This is a genomic window from Microcoleus sp. T3_D1 (assembly GCF_036700405.1).
Taxonomy (GTDB): domain Bacteria; phylum Cyanobacteriota; class Cyanobacteriia; order Cyanobacteriales; family Microcoleaceae; genus Microcoleus.
The window spans coordinates 1-22,019 of record NZ_JAUBOV010000057.1; the positions used below are offsets into that span (position 1 = coordinate 1).

The following is a 22,019-nucleotide window of genomic DNA, read 5'->3' on the forward strand; positions in this document are numbered from 1 at the left end:
GAACTTTCTGCACCCAAGCTATTATCGGGGATGATTTGGGCGACGCCGGGGAAAGGACACAGCAGTAATAATGCAAAAAATAGGGGGGAAGATTGGCGGAGCATCTTTGAAGTCTGGTTAATTTAGTATTATAAAAATAGCGAGGGATTAGCTAAAACGTGAAGAGTACCTATTGAGGTACGCAAACACCCGTTGGTTTCGGACGGAGAATAGAGGTACCACCACCAGAATTATAGGCTACCAGCCTTACTTGTCCTCGATCGTCTATTACCCAACCTTGAGCGGGAATAATTTCTGTTGGCCGAGTTTCTAGGGATGTTCTTTCGCCTTCTACTTGCTGACTTCCACCTACCGCTGGTTCCACCCACGGAAACTGCGATGGAGCGCTGCTGAGAACTTCATTAGGACTCGGTGGCAATCCCCCCCGCCCAGTCACAGTAAACTCGTTCTCGGCCCCGTGGATGCAGGGATGTGCAGCAATTAACGCAGCCGGATTCACCACATTTTGCGGCAGTTCCACTAAACCTTGAACGGGATTCACTCCAACAGCACTAAATGTTACCGCCCCTTGCAAAGCCGCGCCGCCACTTTGGGAAATCGCGGCGATGTCGCTGCTAGGAATTAGAGAAGTCGGACTTACTTGCAACGCTGCAAATTCGCCGTCACTGAGTCCCAACCTGCTTCTTACTTGTTCGCGACTCGCTGCTGTAAAACCGAAGACATTGGGGACATTGATATTCACGCGGCCGCCGCCTGCGGTGCGGGCGTTGGCTGTGATGTCGCTGTTTTCTTGCGGGAGGGCGACAATAATATCACTGTTGATGTTGATATTGCCGCCGTCTGAAGTGCCTGCATCGGTGGTAATTTGGCTGTTGCGGCGCAATTGGATGTCTCGCGCTTGCAGGTTAATATTTGCTCCAGTACCGGATACAGTCGTACCGTCAATCATCGCTTTGTTATCAAGAGCGATCGAATTTGCGACAATATTGATATTACCAGCGCGTCCGGTTCCCGTAGCCTGCACCGTCACTGTAGCTCCATCTCGGACAATTAGTCGATCGGCATTCAGATTCAACGAACCCGCATTTGCCGTAGCATTGGGATTAGTACCGAATGTCTTGCCCACTGAAGCATCAATTGTACTGACAAACAAACCGTTATTTCCGCTGCCGCTGACTGAAATGCGATCGGCATTAACAGTAATATTCCCCACATCTCCAGAGCCCAAAGAACTCGTAGAAACTATCCCTCCATCCCGCACGGTTAGGCTTGGCGTATCAATCCGAATATCCCCGCCGCGACTAGAACTCAAAGTTCCAGAACTCAGTGCACTAGCACTCTGAATTCCGCTGGTCAAAAGTGGAGAAATACCTGAAATTTCTACTGATTCAGTCGCCCTAACTGTTAAGTTTCCAGCAGGCCCGCCCTCCTGAGAAAACAAAAACCTGCCCACTAAAACACCCGTTCCTAATGTAAATGCCGAACCTCCAGAAAGAGTCAAGCGCTTCGTATCAACGTTAATATTCCCCGCCCTTCCGGTAGAACCGATACTCAGCGTGCTGATTCCAGTTGACACAACTGTTCGCGGGCCGGTGTTAGACAATTCTACCGATTCAGCAGCTTTAATGTTGATATTCCCCGACGGGCCGCTGCTGTAACTTGTGGTACCGAGAAGAGAACCGTCGCGCATAATTAATCGATTGACATCAACAGTAATACTTCCTCCCGCGCCGGTACTTTCTTTCGCTGTCCCGTTGTTGATTCCAGAACCCACCATCTCAAAAGTATTGGCGCGAATGATTAAGTTTCCTCCCCTTCCAGCACCAAAAGTTATCCCGCTACCTACTACCCCATTGTTGAGGAGCAGGCGGCCGGTGTCGATCGCGATACTCCCCCCCGCACCAGTACCCGCACTAGCATTAAACAGGGTAAATAGCGGGTCAAACGGGTCTGCGGTTCCCGATACCAGATACTTAATTACAACTTGTTGATAGCCATCAACTCCCAGCCCGCTCATTTCTACTGAATCAGCAGCGCGCAAGTTGATATTACCTCCTGCACCATCTCCGAGAGTCAGGGTAGAAAATTGCGTTCCGTTTTGCACTCGCAAATTTTGGGCGTTGATATCGATACCTCTACCGTCAATATTCCCCAGTGTCAGCGCATAAATTCGTGCACCGCTGATGGCGACATTTCCACCTTTTAACTCTACTCGGCCGCCCCCACTTCCGCTGGTGTTAATAAGTGTTCCATCAGATATTTGAATATTGCCGAAGTTCTGAATATTGTCATAATTAACAGTTAAATTCCCCTGCTGAGTAACAGGAGGAGTCAGTGCAAAATTAACTAAACCGGGACTGGCGACGCTACCGAGTAAAATTTGTCCGCCGCTGGCAGTTAAATTGCCGCCTTGGAGTTGGATGTCGCCGCCAATCAGTGCTAAAGTTTGACCTGCTTCTACTGCTAAACCCACTCGATCGCTAATTGGGATTGGCACAGCAGAGACTGGCAGGTTTACCTTTCCTATAGCCGTCGATTGATTGACAATTGCACCGGGATTGTCTCTAAATCTTAAACCAACGGGAATATTAACTGTTAACAGCGGGGATGTTTGCGGGTTGGTGCTGCTGAATTCAAAGCCGTTATTAAACACAATGCTCTCAGCCGTTGAACCGATAAACGAACCGCGCAAATCTAACCGCGCATTCGGCCCGAATATAATTCCTTTCGGGTTTATTAAAAATAAGTTGCCGTTGCCTAAAACTCCCAGAGTTCCTAAAATATTGGAAGAGTTTCCCCCCGTAACGCGGGTGAAGATGTTGGTAATTCCGCGGGGATTTTCAAAATAAGCTCCCCGCCCTTCACGGATGTTAAATTCGCGCAAGCTGTGAAAGAGGTTAACGCCGCGAGTTGCGCCGCCAGTGATTCTATCTGAGGGTAAGTTGTTGATTGTATCGGGAACTGTGCGCGAACTTTCCGGGCCCAAAGTGCCGTCTGGGGTGATTTGGGCGATCGCACTTCCGGGAAAAAGGCACAAATAACAACTCAAAATTAAAAGGTAAATCCATCCTGAAATATAGCGTTTTTCAGAGTAGGGAGACGGCAGTGCCAAGGCGCGACAACTTAAAATTGAATCCCATAATAAATCTCGCTTGCAGCCGAGTCGAGATCCCCCTAAATCCCCCTTAAGAAGGGGGACTTTGAAAATATCTCTTGTCCCCCCCTTATTAAGGGGGGCTAGGGGGGATATCGACTTCGATACAAACAAAATAGACGGTCGGTTTGAGGTTAACTTGTCACGCCTTGGCAGTGCCGTATCCCTACTGTATTTCAGATAATTCAAAACTGAAATATAGTCTTTGTCTCGGTCTTTTATTCCGTTAAATTTGGGTAATTGCCAGAAGTAGAGATATGGGAAAACCATAATTAACCTTTTCTTTTGTTAGCTGACAAAAGCGAGAAATTTTAAACCATTGGCTATTTTCTGGTCATCCGCAGTGGTGACAACTTAAGCCTCTAGCCCAAGCGTATTGTTTTATGAACGGGCTCTGCGGCCCGTTCCACAAGAAAAAAATCTACTCTTTGTGGAACAGGCCGGAAAGCCTGTTCTTGAGAAGGGTGCAAGATGTGAGTTGTAACTGAGATGTTGCACCATTGTCAATAAGCCTTTTATGAACGGGCTCTCCGGCCCGTTCCACAAGAAAACCTACTCTTTGTGGAACAGGCCGGAAAGCCTGTTAAGCGAGAATGGTGCAAGATGTGAGTTGTAATCAATGGGTCATCGGGGCGGACAAACCGATACAGAATGCCTCGTGCGATCGTCCAATTGACCCGCAACTTGATTCGCTACAAGCATAACTTCTCCTCGAGCATTTACCACCCAACCGCGAGCCGGAACAACTTCCCGATCGCGCATTGGGCCCAATTCCGTCTTCGCTCGATCGGTTACATCCCGGACATTGCCCGTTGTCGAACTTCCTGCCTCTTCCACCCACGGAAACGCCGATGGAGCGCTGCTGAGGGCATCATTAGGATTCGGTGGCACTCCTCCTTTCCCAGTGACAGTAAATGCGCTCTCGACCCCTTGCGTGCAGGGATTTGCCGCAATTAAAGCAGTCGGATCGACAACATTTTGCGGCAGTTCCACTAAACCTTGAGCGGGATTCACCCCAGAAGCACTAAATGTAACAGTACCTTGCAAAGCCGGGCCGCTACTTTGGGAAATGGCGGCGATGTCGCTGGTGGGAAGCTCAGATGTAGGAGTTACTTGCAAAGCTGCAAATTGAGCGTCGCTCAGCCCCAACCGATCTCTCACCTGTTCGCGGCCCGCTGCTGCAAAGCCCAAGATATTCGGGACATTGACATTAACGCGGCCACCTGCAGCGCTGCGAGCGTTAGCGGTGATGTCGCTATTGTTTTGCCCCACTAGGATATCGCTGTTGAGGGTGATGTTACCGCCGTCGGCAGCACCCGCATCGGTGGTAATTCGGCTGTTGCGGCGCAATTGGATGTCTCGCGATCGCAAGTTAATATTAGCCCCGATACCCGATACAGTCGTGCCGTCAATGCTGCCTTTGTTGTTGAGGGCGATCGAATCTGTGACAACATTGATGCTGCCAGCCGCCCCCGTTCCATAACTCTGGACGCTAACCGCTGCGCCGTCTCGGACACTCAACCGGCCCGTTGCAATGCTCAAGCTTCCCGCGGCACCAGATGGAGGTTGCAGCCCCAACAAAGTCTGGTACAGCAAATCTCCCGAAGCTGTGCCGATGGTGCTGGGAAAGATGCCGTCTCTGGTAGTTCCGGCTATTTCCATCGATTCCGAAGCCACCACAGTCACATTTCCCCCTTGTCCCGTACCCAGAGTTGAGGCTCCGATAGCTCCTCCGTCTCGGACAATCAACCGTCTGGCGTTCACCGTCACATCACCGCCTTTGCCACCCCCAGCCGTTCCCGCAGCGATTAGACTTCGGGAAGGGCGAGCGCCCGGTGCGGTGCCGAGCACTTCCACCGAGTCTGAGGCGTTGATGGTGATGTTTCCGCCGGGCCCCCCCGCAGGAATCACCTGCTCTGCAGTTCTCGCCCCGCTCGAAGAAGTGATGCTAGCCCCTGCTTCGACGCGCAGGGAGCGGGTGTTAATTTCAACGTTTCCTGCCCTTCCCGTGCCGCCAATACTGTTAGCGACTAGAGCCGTACTCACAGGGCTATCCGATCGCTCTCTCGCTACTATTACCGAGTCAGAAGCTCTCACGCTCAGATTTCCGCTGTTCCCGGCACTAAAAGTCGAGGGCGAGACGATGGCTCCGTCGGTGACACTCAGTTGACCGGTTTCGATAGCGATACTGCCTGCATTTCCGCTGTTAAAAGTTGTGGTCAACAGCCCGGAGGCGTTGATTTCTACCGATTCAGAGGCTCTAATTGTCACGCCAGAGCCGTCTCCCGTACCGAGTGTAGGGTTGAGTATTACCGATCCGTCTCGAATAGTTAATCGTTTGGTGTCGATCGCGATCTCCCCGGATCTGCCGGCACCGAGGGTTCCGGTAATGATGCTGCTTTCGCGCTCGGCGATATCTCCCGGCTGTTGTGCTGCTGCACGATCGAGAAGCCGTCGCCGAAAGTTCTCAAATCCTATTCCCTTGAGTTCTATATTCTCGGCGGTTCGGATTTGGATCGGGCCTCCGGCTCCGCTTCCGGTAGTGGTGGAGCCGACAAAGGCTCGATCTAATAGGCTAAATCGTGCTGCTTCGATCTTGATGCCGCGGCCGTCTATGTTTCCCAAGGTATCGGATACTAGGCTCGATCGATCGCGCAAAGTCACATTTCCTCCCCGGAGTGCGATCGCGCCCCCACCGGGCCCGCTCGCCGTCACCGCCGATAAACCTGATAATTCAATGTTGCCAAAATTGGCAACATTTGTATAATCTAAACCTAATCCTATGGGCGTGATGTTGAAGCTTACAAAACCCGGACTTGCCACACTTCCTAATTGAATATTGCCACTAAAAGCGCTGGCAAAACCATTGTTAAAGATTAAATCTCCTCCTACCAGTGCTAAGGTTTGACCGGGAGGAACTGCCAAACCGACGGGGATTGTTGTGTCTTGAATAACTTGGGTGACACTGGAAGCGTTGACAATTGCGCCGGGATTCTCTCGAAATCTCAAACCCACCGGAATATTAACCGTCAATAGCGGCGCTGCTTGGGGATTGGCGCTGCTAAATTCAAAGCCGTTATTAAATACAATGCTGTCGGCCGTTCCAGCCAGAAAAGAACCGCGCACATCTAACCGAGCGTTCGGCCCGAATACAATTCCTTTCGGGTTAATTAAGAATAAATTGCCGTTTCCCAAAACTCCCAGAGTACCTAAAATATTTGAGGAGTTGGGGCCCGTAACGCGGGTAAAAATATTAGAAATTCCGCTGGGATTTTCAAAATAAGCTCCCCGCCCTTCACCAACGTTGAATTCGCGCAAGCTGTGAAATAAATTAACGCCGCGTGTTGCTCCGCCAGTGATTCTATCTGAGGGTATGTTATTGATAGTATCGGGAACCGTGCGGGAACTTTCCGGGCCCAGGGTATTATCGGGAATGATTTGGGCGATCGCGGAAGTGGGAAATAGCAACAGGAAGGCAAACAGTAGGGAGTAACTTACGGCCCGGCTAGATGCCCAACCCATATTCCCCAAAATAAAATCTACTCTTTGTGGAACAGGCATCTTGCCTGTTCTTGAGAAGGGTGCAAATAGTAACGAGTAATGCAAGGGAGACATAAAAACACTCTTTCCAGGATAAAGTTTATCGGTGTAAGCTCAGCTAGTTTCTCTAAATGTTTTGAATTTGGCTGCTGAGTACAAGTTGCTCGACTGTGATTTCTAGTTCGGGAAAAGTTTTAGACATAATGCGCTCATTACCTGTAAAACTTTGAACTAAATAACTGCCATTTTCCAAAAAGTAAACGAAAACGGTGGGATTTTTGGGATTTCCTAGATAAGCCCTAGAAGCGATCGCTAAATAGTCCACAATCCAATACTCACAAATGCCGAGCCTTTGATACTCATCTAGCTTATCTACATAGTCGTCTTCCCAGTTAGTTGAGGCAACTTCTACTGCTAATTGGATAGGTTCGGTAAGGGCTCCGTAGCCACGTACATTACTGTTCCATACTGATGCCTTAACCACGCCAACATCAGGATTTCTGCCTTGTTCTTGTCCTGAAGCTGTTATTGTTCTGAAAACTATATCTTTGTCAACGATATAGTCAAGTCCCAAACGCTCGCTTTCTCTGTCGAAAGACTTAACAAGAAATCGTGCCACATTTTTATGAGTTCTGGTTACTTCCACTTTGACAATCTCTCCATTTACCAGTTCGTAGATGCCCGATCCGTCTGGATACTTTTCGAGAAACTCTGCAAATGTTAGTTTAGTTTTTGTCTGAACCATAAAACCAGCCCTCTTGTGTTAACTAAGTTATACAATTTAGACTTGAGATTGGAGATTTGAGAGTTGAGATTTTATATCTAATCCGCACTTCATCGGAATTATTCATCTCTCTTCCCTTCCTCTGTATCCTCTGCGTTCTCTGCGGTTAAATCATTCCAAGCTAACCGAACTTGATATTAGATTGAAGTAGAACATGGAATTAGCTGATACCAATTTAATGTGAAGTTGCACATATCTCGATCCCCCTCGCATACCCCCTACTCCCCCTGATTGTTGGGGAGTAGGGGTTGACTTTGAGAAGAATCTTGTCCCACCCCCTACTCCCCTTATTAAGGGGGGCTAGGGGGGATCGGATTCTATGCAACCTCATAAAAAATTGGTATGAACTATATTTAATCGTCCTAGCGGTGGAATTCCCCTAGGATACAGGGGTTTCAACCCCAGCCAGAACTAGCTAGAAAGCAAAGTAATTAATCCGAAAGTAGATGCCTTTTTCCTGGAAAGTTCGATCGCCCGATCGAGCATTTATCAAAGGAATACCGTAGTCGAGACGCACATTCAACCGATCGCCCATCTGCCAAATAAGCCCCAAACCTGCACCCAGCAGTTTGTCAGAGTCAGGATTCGGCTTTTCTCCTGAATGGTTCCATCCTAACCCAAAATCGATAAACGGAGCCACTTGCAACAATCCTTCCACTTCCGGGACACGCCAAACCGGAATTCGCACTTCAGCAGAGGCGATCGCACCGCTATCAGTTAACAGCAAATCTTGGCGGTATCCGCGCACGCTTTGAACGCCACCGATCCCAATTTGTTCGAGGGAAAGCAGGGGGCGATCGGCTAATTGAATGTCAGAACGCACTATCAGCAAGGTTTCTGGGGCTAGCAGCCGCACATACTGGGCTTGGCCGCGCCACGCCAGAAAACTGCTGTCGGGCCCGCTATCGTTCGCAGTAGCGCCGAACAGATTAGTGCCGAGGGAGAATTGCGATCGCGCCGCGAACACTTGGTTGGAACTCCGCTGCACGTATTCTTGAAAAAAGCGCACCGCCGAAACCCGGGTTTCGCCGCGCTCATTTGCTCCCGCCGAAAGCGCAAATCGTTCCCCTGACAGGAATGTGTCGCTTTCTTGCCGCGAAAAACTCAGTCCCAAAGCCAAAGTGCGATCGGGCTTTTCGACAATCGGCTGGCGGTAAGTTAATTCGTAGGTGCGCGATTTCCCCTCAATTTCAGCAGCATCAAACGGTTCCTCGATGATATTGGTGCTAGCAGCACTCGCAGCGAATCCAATCGTGCCGTTGCGTGCGTTGACGGGGACTGTGTAGCTGCCGTTGAATTCGTTGCTGCCGTCGGTGTTAGCATAAGATACCTCTAATCCGTCGCCCAAACCGAGCAAATTTGCTTGATTGATGCGAACACCGCGCCGAAAACTGCCGACGCTGGGCGATCGGTTGTTGTCTGCAAACACTTCAGCGCTAAAGCTGTCTGCTTCTTTGACGCGCACTTCTAAGCGGCTGTTTTCCGGGCGGCTTCCGGCTTGCAATTCGGCGGAAATATTGCCAATTAAGGGGTCTAGTTGCAGCATTTGCAAGGCTTCCAGCAACCGATCGCGGTTGAGGGGCCGTCTGGTAGCGCGTTCTAGGCGCGATCGCACGTAATTTGAATTTAAGCGCCTGTTTCCACTAATCACAATTTCATCTAATCCGCCTTCTACAATCCGCATTTTCACCACACCTCCTTCTCTCGGAAAGGTTTGGTTGGCGATGATTACAGCGCCGGAGTTGATGTATCCTGCGGCTACATATTTTTGAGTGACGGCTGCTTCGGCTGCGATCAGTTCGGCAAAGGTGATTTCGCGGCCCGCAAACTGTTGCGTAACTTCTGCGAGTTCGCGATCGCTAAAGGCTGTGTTGCCCTCAAATTCAAAGCGATCGACCCTAATTGTACCTATAATCCCCGGTCTATCATCGCCGGGAACAGGTGTTAGCGGGGCTGGTGGGAGGGGAGACGGCGCAGGGGGTTGCGGCGGCTCAGGAGCTGGTAATTCGGGTTCTCGCGGCAGAATTGGGTTGGGCAGTTGACTGAGTTGCGAGGCTCGATCGATACCCAAATCAATTTTTTTTCGGTCAATACTTTCTTCTAGTTTTTGATCTGAGTTAAAAAGCTCGGTTTCTTGAGTTTTTGTGCTGAAAGTGCGATCCTCTCCGAGGGCTTCGCTAACGGTCTGAGATGTTGCACCCTTGTCAATAAGCCTGTTACCGGCGGGCTCTATGCCCACCCCACAATCAAACTCACTGGTTGTGGAACAGGCATCTTGCCTGTTCTTGAGAATGGTGTAAGATGTCACATCGACTGAATTTGCCGAGGAAGGCGGTAAGTCGGGAGTTTCCGCCGCCACCGAGTGTTCTGATTCAGCGGGTAACTGCGTTTCCTCGTCTTTTACGGGCAAGTCTTCGCGGTTGTCAAGATTAGTATCGGGAAGGAAAGCTCGATCGCCTCTGCTGCTAACTGCTGCCAAAGCCTCAACATTTGAGGTCAAAATTTCAACTGTGCTAGCGGATGTTTTCGCTGGTTTGGCCAACACAACTAACCCCAAAATACCAGCGAATAAAAATAGTTTTTGCGATCGACAAGCCATAGAATCTAATTATCTCGAATAATTGGGTGAAAATATTTTCCGCAATAGAGCACCTTCAAGTAAAAGTCAATCTTAACAGCAAAAAAAAGGAAACAGCCGTCCCAGCCAACAGTTTCGGCGACGGCTACAAACCAAAAGGTCGATCGACGGCTGTTCATTTCCCAACACTTACGCTTCAATCGGGTGATTATCCGAAAAAATATCGTGTAAGTCGATCGTAAACCGTAAAAAAAAACAAATTTTTTTTAGTTGCAAAACCTACGCTTTCATGCTATGCCAGCGACCAGAACAGTCCTGGACACCAGGGTAAACCAGAAACGCGCTACAACTGAGATATTGCACCATTCTCAATAATCTTTTTATGAACAGGCAAGATGCCTGTTCCACAAGAGATAAATTTTCTTGTGGAACAGGCATCTTGCCTGTTCTTGAGAATGGTGCAAGATGTGAGTTACGCCTGTTCCACAACAGATAAATTTTCTTGTGGAACAGGCATCTTGCCTGTTCTTGAGAATGGTGCAAGATGTGAGTTACGCCTGTTCCACAACAGATAAATTTTCTTGTGGAACAGGCATCTTGCCTGTTCGGAAGAATGGTGGAAGATGTGAGTTACAACCCGCAAAGCCACTAAAAAAGCCGGTTTCTTTGATTGTGGTGCATCATCCCAAATCCGACTGTAATACCCGCTTTATTATTGAGTCAGCGTCTACCCACATCCTGTGCGTAGACGCCGTTTCAACCGCCAAGCCCGATAAAGGGGATTGGTAACTTTGAATTATGCAGACCGGCCCGCACCAGCCGCAGCACCCATTTGAGCCCCGTCAGTCAATCCCACCAACTTAGCGCTCAACTCCCACATCCGCTCGCCTTTTTCATCATCGCGGGCCTGGGGAGAAACCTTTTGCACAAAAGACTTACCATCTTTTTTCTGGCGATTTCCCCAACTCCAATAAGCCCCAGATTGCTTGTATTCTGGATCAGCAACCACCATCGCCAGCCTTTCGCCCGCCAATTCCTGCGACACGTAACCCCCGGTGATATTCTTCTGAAACAGCGGGAACAGCTTCTGAAATAGGGGATAGTGATTGCGGAAAAGCGGCGTATCCGCGACGCATCCCGGATACAGCGAAGTGAAAGTAATCCCCGTGGATTCGTGAAAGCGGCGGTGCAATTCCCGCATCGTCAGCACATTACAAACTTTGCTATCTTTGTAAGCCTTGACCGGTTCAAACTTCTTGCCATCAACCATCGAAATTGGGTCTTTGAAACCCGCTTCAAAACCCTCAAACTTGCCCAAATCCGGGCGCGGCGGAATCTTCCCGCCCAACTCGTCTGGATTGTGAGTCACAGTTCCCAAAATCACGATTCTCGCATCGGAATAATAGGAAGGCTTCATATTTTCCATCATCAGGTTGCACAGCAGGAAATGACCCAGGTGATTGGTAGTCATCGTCAACTCATAACCCTCCGGGCTCCGCAGCGGTTCCTTAATCAAAGGCATATAAATGGCCGCGTTGCACACCAAAGCGTCCAGAGGCCTGCCGCTGGCTTTAAATGCGCGAGCAAACCGGCGCACGCTCTCCAAATCGCCCAAGTCAATCTCCATGATGGAGAAACTGCCTTCAGGTATACCCAACTCTCGCGCGGCGTCTCCGGCTTTCCGCACGTCCCGACAGGCCATGACTACGTGCCATCCCTTGTCTGCGAGAGCTTTCGCGCCGTACAAACCGACGCCGGAGGAAGCGCCGGTAATGATAACCGTGGATTTGTGATTTTGTGCCATCTTGTTAAAAGCGCTTCCGCTATTGATTTTTTTCAGGCACTCAAACCCTGAGCTAGCAGCTTGGATGTTTTGAAGTACCCTATGGTTATTAGGATATGAGGAAACGTTCTCGATCTCAACCGGGAGCCTCTAACTTTTGCCGGCAAGCTAGAAATTGGAGGCAGGAGGCAGGGGGCAGGGGGCAGGAGGCGGGAGGAAGAAGGAAGGAGCCACAAGAAGTGTTTTTACAAATAGGAAATACTCGCTCTCAACGGGCGATTAAAATTAAATAGGCTTCCAACTCCCAGTCCTATTTTGAGAAATTAACCATACATCTTTTATATCATGTCCAATCGATTGACCGCGATTAAAGACCGGGGCGGGTTTACAGATTTTCCCGTTTCTATTCAATATCTTGGTGAGGGGATCCCCTACAGGAATCATGGTTAATTGACCGGACATGATATTAGGGGCGGGTTGACAATTATCTATGATGCACATACTCGGTATTTATTGATAAACCCGCCCCAATCAACTCAACTAAGGATCGCGAATTAAATAATTTACACTCTTGAAAGTGGGTTGGGCGTCCCGCCCGCCCTTTCTGGACGGGCGGGACGCCCATCCCACAAGAACCATCACGCATTCTAAGTTATTTAATTCTCATTCCTAAGAAATAGCTTGAGGTTCCTGATAGGTAGGGAAATCGATATAACCTTCAGGCCCAAAAGAATACCAGACGCCGACTTCAGCAGGCGGATTGAGCGGCCAACCATTAGTAAAACGCTCTACCAAGTCAGGATTGCTGATAAAATCCCGACCAAAAGCAATTAAATCCGCAACTTTGCTGCTCAGGGCCGTTTCAGCCTGTTCTTGAGTATATCCGCAGTTCCCGACGAGCGGCCCTGCAAACACATCGCGAAACTCTCCTATCGTCATCGGCGTTCCCAATTCGTGAAAGCCAAATGCCAAACCGTCCACCAAGTGAAGGTAAGCTAAATCATAGGCATTTAACTGCCCTGCGATATACAGAAAATCTTCGCGGTAACTGGGAGAACCCATGTCATTGTAAACACCGTTGGGAGAAAGTCTAACTCCCACTCTGTTTGCCGGATATACTGTGATTATTGCCTCGACAATTTCCTTAAGAAAACGGTAGCGATTTTCAACTGAGCCGCCATAGGAATCAGTGCGGTGATTGGTTTTTGTTTGCAGGAATGTGTCAATGAGATAGCCGTTTGCCGCGTGAATTTCTACACCGTCAAAACCTGCCATTTTTGCCCGTTCCGCCGCCTTGCGATAATCTTCTACAACCAGGGAGATTTCATCGGTTTCTAGAGCGCGGGGAGTTTCGTAGGGTTGTTTGCCTACAGGGGTATGAATGCCTTCTCCGTTTATTTTGATGGCAGAGGCTGCAACTGGCAATTGATTGTTTTGATGAAAACTGCTGTGGGAAGCTCGTCCGCAGTGCCAAAGCTGCATGAAAATCGGCGTTTCGTGGGCATGAACCGCAGTCACAATTTGTTTCCAAGCTTCGCCTTGCTCATCTGAATAAATACCGGGCGTATTGAGCCAACCATTAGCTTGAGTAGAAACCACTGTGGCTTCTGTAATGATTAAACCAGCGGAGGCTCGCTGAGTGTAATACTCTGCCATCAAGGCGTTGGGCATCCGCGCTTCACCGGCTCTGGCTCTCGTCATGGGTGCCATGAGTACCCGGTTTTTTAAGGGTAAATCTCCGATTTTGAAGGGGCCCAGTAGGAGTGGAGAAGTTGTTTGAGTGGTCATAATTTTGAGGTTTTGTCAACTGAAGAATCTGGGAAATTACATTTAGCAACGGCCGGTGTTAGGACGCAAGGCGCAAGACATCCAAGGGTCGCCAAAATGTAAGCAATCAAACTCATCAAGCTGTTTACGATTTAGACTTTTTAGCCAAGACTCTTCTTTGTTCAATTTTGTTAAACTCTGGAGAGTATGGCGGTAAATATAATAGTCTACACCCTGCTGTTTGAATCAATTCCTGAATCGGAGCACTTTTATCAAATGTGAGATTATCGATGAGCACCACCTCTGCTGTGAGTGTTGGAAGGAAACTTGTTTCCGGCCAAGGAGATGAGTAAGGAGATAGATAGCTGCGAGGTTTCAATCCCTGGTAGGGTTTTAGGTTGTTTTCGGCTCAACTGTTGACGGCACATTGAGAGGTTGGCATATTCAGTTTCAATCCCTGGTAGGGTTTTAGGTTGTTTTCGGCAAAAAGCGCTGTTAAGATCGGGCTTTATTGAGAATGAAGTTTCAATCCCTGGTAGGGTTTTAGGTTGTTTTCGGCTGATGGAATGTGGTTACGGTCGCAGGAATTATGGTTTCAATCCCTGGTAGGGTTTTAGGTTGTTTTCGGCGCTTGTAACGTTGATTCTATCGTTACTGTTATCAGTTTCAATCCCTGGTAGGGTTTTAGGTTGTTTTCGGCTTGCATCGGCATCACCAATCAAGGAGTTGCAGCCGGTTTCAATCCCTGGTAGGGTTTTAGGTTGTTTTCGGCACTTTCAGGAATTGGAATGATTCGATTTCTAGGATTGTTTCAATCCCTGGTAGGGTTTTAGGTTGTTTTCGGCAACTATCTAAAAGGGATGCGGCCGTAGATTTGTTTCAATCCCTGGTAGGGTTTTAGGTTGTTTTCGGCTTATATTTCTCTGCCCCCGCAGGAGTCCTCCCAGATGTTTCAATCCCTGGTAGGGTTTTAGGTTGTTTTCGGCTCATTCTGCCTAGCTGCAATGCCACCTGATTGCGTTTCAATCCCTGGTAGGGTTTTAGGTTGTTTTCGGCCAACGAAAAAACTGGATTCTTAAAGGCTGCGGTCGTGTTTCGTTTCAATCCCTGGTAGGGTTTTAGGTTGTTTTCGGCCTTTACTGCAAACCCCTGTGGATTAGTAATCGTACCGTTTCAATCCCTGGTAGGGTTTTAGGTTGTTTTCGGCTTAGCTTACGTCCCGCGAGGTACAAAGGTTCCGCTAGTTTCAATCCCTGGTAGGGTTTTAGGTTGTTTTCGGCATTACTGGCTGATCGATTGTGCGATCACAGTTTTTGTTTCAATCCCTGGTAGGGTTTTAGGTTGTTTTCGGCCTAAAATTTTGTAATCCTGCGAGTCTATGAAGAAAAGTTTCAATCCCTGGTAGGGTTTTAGGTTGTTTTCGGCTTAACAGGGAAGCCGGGACTATCTTGGCTATAGGCGTTTCAATCCCTGGTAGGGTTTTAGGTTGTTTTCGGCATTTTCGAGAGAAACAGTTTGATTTTGCATCAAGTTGTTTCAATCCCTGGTAGGGTTTTAGGTTGTTTTCGGCAATTTTCCTACAATCTGGTTTTCTGGAGAAATTGTTTCAATCCCTGGTAGGGTTTTAGGTTGTTTTCGGCGGATGATATAAGCCTGATGAAGGATAATAGCGCGTTTCAATCCCTGGTAGGGTTTTAGGTTGTTTTCGGCATTTTTCATCCAAAAATTGACGCGCTGAGGCGATTTGTTTCAATCCCTGGTAGGGTTTTAGGTTGTTTTCGGCATGGCAGCGGCTGCACAAATTCCGGTAGGCATGGCCGCGTTTCAATCCCTGGTAGGGTTTTAGGTTGTTTTCGGCTTGACCCGTATAAAAAAGCTCAATTCCACGCTTGCGTTTCAATCCCTGGTAGGGTTTTAGGTTGTTTTCGGCAGGATATAAAGATTTAAGGCGTAAGAATTATGAGTTTCAATCCCTGGTAGGGTTTTAGGTTGTTTTCGGCTTGATTTTGAGAAATGGTGGAAAGAATTTTCTAGTTTCAATCCCTGGTAGGGTTTTAGGTTGTTTTCGGCCTGGCGATGCCCCGGTAAACCTAACTACTCTGGCGTTTCAATCCCTGGTAGGGTTTTAGGTTGTTTTCGGCACCGCCCCTTGTGCTTTTGTTCAAAATGCTGAGGTTTCAATCCCTGGTAGGGTTTTAGGTTGTTTTCGGCAAACCAGCAAATCACCCAAAACAATGACATTTCAAGTTTCAATCCCTGGTAGGGTTTTAGGTTGTTTTCGGCTCAGGGTGGATCGTCTTTCTGTAATATGGCCTATGTTTCAATCCCTGGTAGGGTTTTAGGTTGTTTTCGGCTTGGTGGTTTTGTACCCAGCATCTGCCAGCACTGGTTTCAATCCCTGGTAGGGTTTTAGGTTGTTTTCGGCAAAAAACACGATCAGCCCACCCTTTAATATAGGGGTTTCAATCCCTGGTAGGGTTTTAGGTTGTTTTCGGCATGTTGTTGAAACTCCGACCACCAGTATTGGAAATTTGTTTCAATCCCTGGTAGGGTTTTAGGTTGTTTTCGGCGGTGCCAGTATTCAGAAGCAAGCATCCCTTAGTTGTTTCAATCCCTGGTAGGGTTTTAGGTTGTTTTCGGCGGTATCAAAAATCGGCTACGCCCTTCATAAAGGGGTTTCAATCCCTGGTAGGGTTTTAGGTTGTTTTCGGCTATCTACCTCTGTGATGTTGGGATAGAGGCCCGGGTTTCAATCCCTGGTAGGGTTTTAGGTTGTTTTCGGCGTCTATTGAGAAGCGTTTTGATTTTTTTGTTCCTGTTTCAATCCCTGGTAGGGTTTTAGGTTGTTTTCGGCTTTGGGGGCTGGTTTGCAAACTTAATCAACTTCGTTTCAATCCCTGGTAGGGTTTTAGGTTGTTTTCGGCGGTGATGAGTCTGACTGAGCGGCAGAAACAGCAAGTTTCAATCCCTGGTAGGGTTTTAGGTTGTTTTCGGCGAAACGCCCTTCGGGGCGTCTGCCGGGTGGTTGTGTTTCAATCCCTGGTAGGGTTTTAGGTTGTTTTCGGCGCTAGTTGCACTCAGGGGGCGTCGCAGGGAGTTAGTTTCAATCCCTGGTAGGGTTTTAGGTTGTTTTCGGCTATCAGTCACCGTCAATCAAGCGCAAGCGATTAAGTTTCAATCCCTGGTAGGGTTTTAGGTTGTTTTCGGCACCGCACCCACTACCGCACCCAAAAAATCTAAGTTTCAATCCCTGGTAGGGTTTTAGGTTGTTTTCGGCGAAAACCCCCTAGCACAATCTAGGGGGTAATAGCTGTTTCAATCCCTGGTAGGGTTTTAGGTTGTTTTCGGCTGATTGTAGATACCCTTGATGAGTTAGAAGCAAGTTTCAATCCCTGGTAGGGTTTTAGGTTGTTTTCGGCTTGCTTTGGCTTTTGTTATTTCTTTCTTTTGCGTGTTTCAATCCCTGGTAGGGTTTTAGGTTGTTTTCGGCTTTAAAGGAAATGGCAGCAAACAATGGTGGTTTGTTTGGTTTCAATCCCTGGTAGGGTTTTAGGTTGTTTTCGGCTCCTTCATTAGTCTGGAGTCCCGCATTCGTCAGGTTTCAATCCCTGGTAGGGTTTTAGGTTGTTTTCGGCTTTCAACGGGAAATTGACAACAAATTAGCTAAGGTTTCAATCCCTGGTAGGGTTTTAGGTTGTTTTCGGCTTCATCAGATAACATCATTGTTACTGGTACAGGTTTGTTTCAATCCCTGGTAGGGTTTTAGGTTGTTTTCGGCTTCAATAACTGCGAATTTTGGTTGCAGTTCTCGGAGTTTCAATCCCTGGTAGGGTTTTAGGTTGTTTTCGGCCTTGCTCTTTCTCCTCTGCGGTTTGTCCCTTGTGGGAAGTTTCAATCCCTGGTAGGGTTTTAGGTTGTTTTCGGCTTCCCGAAGTCCACCGTTTTGTCGTGGGATAAGAAAGTTTCAATCCCTGGTAGGGTTTTAGGTTGTTTTCGGCTTATGAGGTTCTGTTCAATGGAAGCATACTTTACTGTTTCAATCCCTGGTAGGGTTTTAGGTTGTTTTCGGCTTGCAGATTATTCCGACGTTGCACCGGAAGATTTAGCGTTTCAATCCCTGGTAGGGTTTTAGGTTGTTTTCGGCCTCACTTGAGAATTCAGTCAATTAAATTCAGTCAATTAGTTTCAATCCCTGGTAGGGTTTTAGGTTGTTTTCGGCACAGCACTCAACGGTTTGAGGTTGCTGCGATAATGCGTTTCAATCCCTGGTAGGGTTTTAGGTTGTTTTCGGCACTCCGTCCCCAACTCCTACACCAACCCCTTTTGTTTCAATCCCTGGTAGGGTTTTAGGTTGTTTTCGGCACCTGTCCCTCAGAAAGCTCTGGGAATCAGTTTTTCTAAGTTTCAATCCCTGGTAGGGTTTTAGGTTGTTTTCGGCCTACTTGGATAATAAAAAGATACACTTATGTGCCCGGTTTCAATCCCTGGTAGGGTTTTAGGTTGTTTTCGGCAAGCATTTTCTTCAATGGGAAAAGGCGAATCACTCGTTTCAATCCCTGGTAGGGTTTTAGGTTGTTTTCGGCTTAATGGCATAGAGTCCGAAGTGCAGTTGCTAGACGTTTCAATCCCTGGTAGGGTTTTAGGTTGTTTTCGGCCTTTAGATGAGGCGAACCGTAGCTGTGCAGAGGGTTTCAATCCCTGGTAGGGTTTTAGGTTGTTTTCGGCACCAGCACAAAGAGCACTGGAGCAAAACCCTGGTAGTTTCAATCCCTGGTAGGGTTTTAGGTTGTTTTCGGCACAAGTACGACTTTCTCTGTTTAAACATTTACAGAGTTTCAATCCCTGGTAGGGTTTTAGGTTGTTTTCGGCAAACCATCTGAAGGGGGTAGTAATGCGGGTAGAAGTTTCAATCCCTGGTAGGGTTTTAGGTTGTTTTCGGCAAATCCAGCAGTGCGATTGGTAGCATCAAGTTCGTTTCAATCCCTGGTAGGGTTTTAGGTTGTTTTCGGCCGCAAAGCCGCCCGCAACCGAGGCCGAGGAAAAGTTTCAATCCCTGGTAGGGTTTTAGGTTGTTTTCGGCATTCTCTGTGACCGTGACGACTCCGACCAACTAGTTTCAATCCCTGGTAGGGTTTTAGGTTGTTTTCGGCTGGTGTACAAATGCCCGATCGTCAGCAGCAGCGCCAGTTTCAATCCCTGGTAGGGTTTTAGGTTGTTTTCGGCCTGTTTTCATGAGAGATAAGTTCTCCCTTCGATATTTACCGGTTTCAATCCCTGATAGGGTTTTAGGTTGTTTTCGGCTCTAGCCGTTGAAGCTTAACTAAAGTACGCTCAGATGTTTCAATCCCTGATAGGGTTTTAGGTTGTTTTCGGCCTTGCCCTAGCCGAAGAAGAAGAGAAGCTAGAAGCAGTTTCAATCCCTGATAGGGTTTTAGGTTGTTTTCGGCGTACCAGTTCCACCCGCTCCAGATCGCCTATATTTGTTTCAATCCCTGATAGGGTTTTAGGTTGTTTTCGGCTAACTGTGGGTAACTTTTTAGGATTATTCGCGTTGGTTTCAATCCCTGATAGGGTTTTAGGTTGTTTTCGGCTGTAAAAGATCCAAGTCCTGCCGTAACTTATACGTTTCAATCCCTGATAGGGTTTTAGGTTGTTTTCGGCTGATTCAGACCAAGACTGGAACCAAATTTTTGAAGTTTCAATCCCTGATAGGGTTTTAGGTTGTTTTCGGCTTTCTTATCATGGAGCGCTCTGAAATTATTTGGTTGTTTCAATCCCTGATAGGGTTTTAGGTTGTTTTCGGCGTAATCGTACCTTTCAGACAAATCTACTAATTGATGTTTCAATCCCTGATAGGGTTTTAGGTTGTTTTCGGCAATATCGTGGTTATGAATGCTATAAGATTTTTCCGTTTCAATCCCTGATAGGGTTTTAGGTTGTTTTCGGCTTTGTCCACCGCTTTGTCCACCACGCAAACTTAAGAGTTTCAATCCCTGATAGGGTTTTAGGTTGTTTTCGGCTGTAGCGGGTCAAACACGGTCAAACGATTACTCGCGTTTCAATCCCTGATAGGGTTTTAGGTTGTTTTCGGCATGATTCGAGCTTGTGACCGCTGCCAGCAGTTTCTGTTTCAATCCCTGATAGGGTTTTAGGTTGTTTTCGGCCTGCACTTTTCCCCACGCTCCGAGCGTGTTAGCGTTTCAATCCCTGATAGGGTTTTAGGTTGTTTTCGGCACGTTGCCCGTCCATTCTTTGTCTTTTCGGTATGGTTTCAATCCCTGATAGGGTTTTAGGTTGTTTTCGGCAACTAAGAAATTTTCTAGTCAGCTAGTATTAGTTGTTTCAATCCCTGATAGGGTTTTAGGTTGTTTTCGGCTTTACCATTCCGATGCTTGGAAGCTTGCCTATCCTGTTTCAATCCCTGATAGGGTTTTAGGTTGTTTTCGGCTCAGCTTATGAGACTGATGAGCGACCGCTGCTCAGTTTCAATCCCTGATAGGGTTTTAGGTTGTTTTCGGCTTTACTGTCCAAGTGAGCCGGGTCAGCTTTTCCTGTGGTTTCAATCCCTGATAGGGTTTTAGGTTGTTTTCGGCTGTTTGTGATAGCCGTAGTCTTGAGCAAACTCGCAGTTTCAATCCCTGATAGGGTTTTAGGTTGTTTTCGGCTACACGAAACTTTGTAATGCAATTTTGCTAACTTCCTGTTTCAATCCCTGATAGGGTTTTAGGTTGTTTTCGGCCGATCCGATCTCGAACCAACTCATCTTCTCCCTGCGTTTCAATCCCTGATAGGGTTTTAGGTTGTTTTCGGCTTTGCAGTAAGAGCCACATAGCTACTGCCGTTATGTTTCAATCCCTGATAGGGTTTTAGGTTGTTTTCGGCTTCAAGAGGCTCTAGGGCTGGAGGTGTGAAGGCTGCGTTTCAATCCCTGATAGGGTTTTAGGTTGTTTTCGGCATAAAAAGCGAGCGTTTGAGGAAAATCTATTAAAGTGTTTCAATCCCTGATAGGGTTTTAGGTTGTTTTCGGCTTTTAGTAAAAGCATCGGGTCGCGCTATGAAATCAGAGTTTCAATCCCTGATAGGGTTTTAGGTTGTTTTCGGCGTCTTAATGTCCAATTCTTTGGGAAATCTGCAAGGTTTCAATCCCTGATAGGGTTTTAGGTTGTTTTCGGCCTTACTATCCCTCTTGGAAAAAGGGAGAAGTAAGTTTCAATCCCTGATAGGGTTTTAGGTTGTTTTCGGCCCATTAAGGTTGGCGATACTGGAATAACTAGCGGTTTCAATCCCTGATAGGGTTTTAGGTTGTTTTCGGCCAGGTAGCGATCGCATATATCGCGCCAATTTTCTAGTTTCAATCCCTGATAGGGTTTTAGGTTGTTTTCGGCAATGTGGCGTGGCGATCGCTAGTCGAAATTTTTCAGGTTTCAATCCCTGATAGGGTTTTAGGTTGTTTTCGGCTTGGGCTTCACTATCCGAAGATGCTGCTATTTGGTTTCAATCCCTGATAGGGTTTTAGGTTGTTTTCGGCGGGTGTATTCGGAGATTGTCAATGCTCCACTGGGGTTTCAATCCCTGATAGGGTTTTAGGTTGTTTTCGGCTTGGAGGCGATGGCAGATAAAGCAGCCAATGCCGGTTTCAATCCCTGATAGGGTTTTAGGTTGTTTTCGGCAATTAGAGCCTTGGAATCCCGACGATTTCGGGGGTTTCAATCCCTGATAGGGTTTTAGGTTGTTTTCGGCATTTAAAATCCCTCGCCTCATGCACGGCTGCCAGCTGTTTCAATCCCTGATAGGGTTTTAGGTTGTTTTCGGCATTGTTTTATGAGATTTCTTTCTACTATTGTCATCGTTTCAATCCCTGATAGGGTTTTAGGTTGTTTTCGGCCTGAAGACTTTGATTCACCGGGCTTTAGCACTTCTAAGGTTTCAATCCCTGATAGGGTTTTAGGTTGTTTTCGGCTCCAAAAACTGGGGAACAATCGAGGCAAAAGCGGTTTCAATCCCTGATAGGGTTTTAGGTTGTTTTCGGCTCTGATGGTACTTATCATCGTTGTGTTCGCTGGTTTCAATCCCTGATAGGGTTTTAGGTTGTTTTCGGCTTCAATATTAGTCACTTCTGGAATGGAGGGGCTTTGGTTTCAATCCCTGATAGGGTTTTAGGTTGTTTTCGGCATTACGAACTGGAACATGGGCAGGTTGTCAGCTTTGTTTCAATCCCTGATAGGGTTTTAGGTTGTTTTCGGCCCAACAACCTTAATCGGAAAATAGAGGTAATTCTGTGTTTCAATCCCTGATAGGGTTTTAGGTTGTTTTCGGCTTAGAGTATTTGTTCCCATTTGGGGAATTAAGCGTTTCAATCCCTGATAGGGTTTTAGGTTGTTTTCGGCATTAAACGCTACAAAGATAAACTAGG

At 47.5% G+C, this 22,019-nt stretch carries 9 protein-coding genes and 1 CRISPR repeat array (1 of these 10 running past the window's edge); of the genes, 2 read left to right on the top strand and 7 right to left on the bottom strand.

What is annotated here, in order from left to right; genetic code table 11:
• Window positions 1-169 precede the first annotated feature (169 nt).
• The 4 genes from QT992_RS22810 to QT992_RS22825 all read right to left on the bottom strand — a co-directional run bounded on the left by QT992_RS22810 (window position 170) and on the right by QT992_RS22825 (window position 10,077).
• Complete coding sequence (locus tag QT992_RS22810) at window positions 170-3,064, bottom strand: S-layer family protein (protein ID WP_333377800.1); 2,895 nt, start codon at window positions 3,062-3,064, stop codon at window positions 170-172.
• Window positions 3,065-3,778: 714 nt separating this feature from the next.
• Window positions 3,779-6,715 carry a two-partner secretion domain-containing protein gene (locus tag QT992_RS22815; RefSeq protein WP_333342906.1) on the bottom strand — a complete coding sequence of 979 codons (2,937 nt, stop codon included), beginning with the start codon at window positions 6,713-6,715 and terminating at the stop codon, window positions 3,779-3,781.
• Between the two features lie 106 nt (window positions 6,716-6,821).
• Window positions 6,822-7,439, bottom strand: a complete 618-nt coding sequence (locus QT992_RS22820) for a Uma2 family endonuclease (RefSeq protein ID WP_333342907.1) — start codon at window positions 7,437-7,439, stop codon at window positions 6,822-6,824.
• Window positions 7,440-7,893: 454 nt separating this feature from the next.
• Window positions 7,894-10,077, bottom strand: coding sequence for a ShlB/FhaC/HecB family hemolysin secretion/activation protein (locus QT992_RS22825; protein WP_333338434.1), 2,184 nt, complete (start codon window positions 10,075-10,077; stop codon window positions 7,894-7,896).
• Between the two features lie 26 nt (window positions 10,078-10,103).
• Here QT992_RS22825 and QT992_RS22830 point away from each other — a divergent pair, with 26 nt between their 5' ends.
• Window positions 10,104-10,298, top strand: a complete 195-nt coding sequence (locus QT992_RS22830) for a hypothetical protein (RefSeq protein WP_333316712.1) — start codon at window positions 10,104-10,106, stop codon at window positions 10,296-10,298.
• Window positions 10,299-10,451: 153 nt separating this feature from the next.
• Complete coding sequence (locus QT992_RS22835) at window positions 10,452-10,631, top strand: hypothetical protein (RefSeq protein ID WP_333316714.1); 180 nt, start codon at window positions 10,452-10,454, stop codon at window positions 10,629-10,631.
• Between the two features lie 221 nt (window positions 10,632-10,852).
• On the opposite strand, the gene QT992_RS22840 is transcribed toward QT992_RS22835, so the two are convergent.
• The 3 genes from QT992_RS22840 to QT992_RS33710 form a co-directional block, all read right to left on the bottom strand.
• Window positions 10,853-11,860: a protochlorophyllide reductase gene (locus QT992_RS22840; RefSeq protein ID WP_333099251.1), complete on the bottom strand. Its 1,008-nt coding sequence runs from the start codon at window positions 11,858-11,860 to the stop codon at window positions 10,853-10,855.
• 648 nt (window positions 11,861-12,508) lie between these two features.
• On the bottom strand, window positions 12,509-13,627 hold the full coding sequence (locus QT992_RS22845) for an alkene reductase (RefSeq protein ID WP_333338428.1): 1,119 nt from the start codon (window positions 13,625-13,627) through the stop codon (window positions 12,509-12,511).
• Between the two features lie 124 nt (window positions 13,628-13,751).
• A complete protein-coding gene (locus QT992_RS33710; RefSeq protein WP_445251122.1) occupies window positions 13,752-13,907 on the bottom strand; it encodes a transposase in 156 nt (51 codons plus the stop codon).
• A gap of 71 nt (window positions 13,908-13,978) precedes the next feature.
• A CRISPR array of direct repeats spans window positions 13,979-22,019; the repeat unit is 37 nt; unit sequence GTTTCAATCCCTGATAGGGTTTTAGGTTGTTTTCGGC; it runs 3,826 nt beyond the window's last position.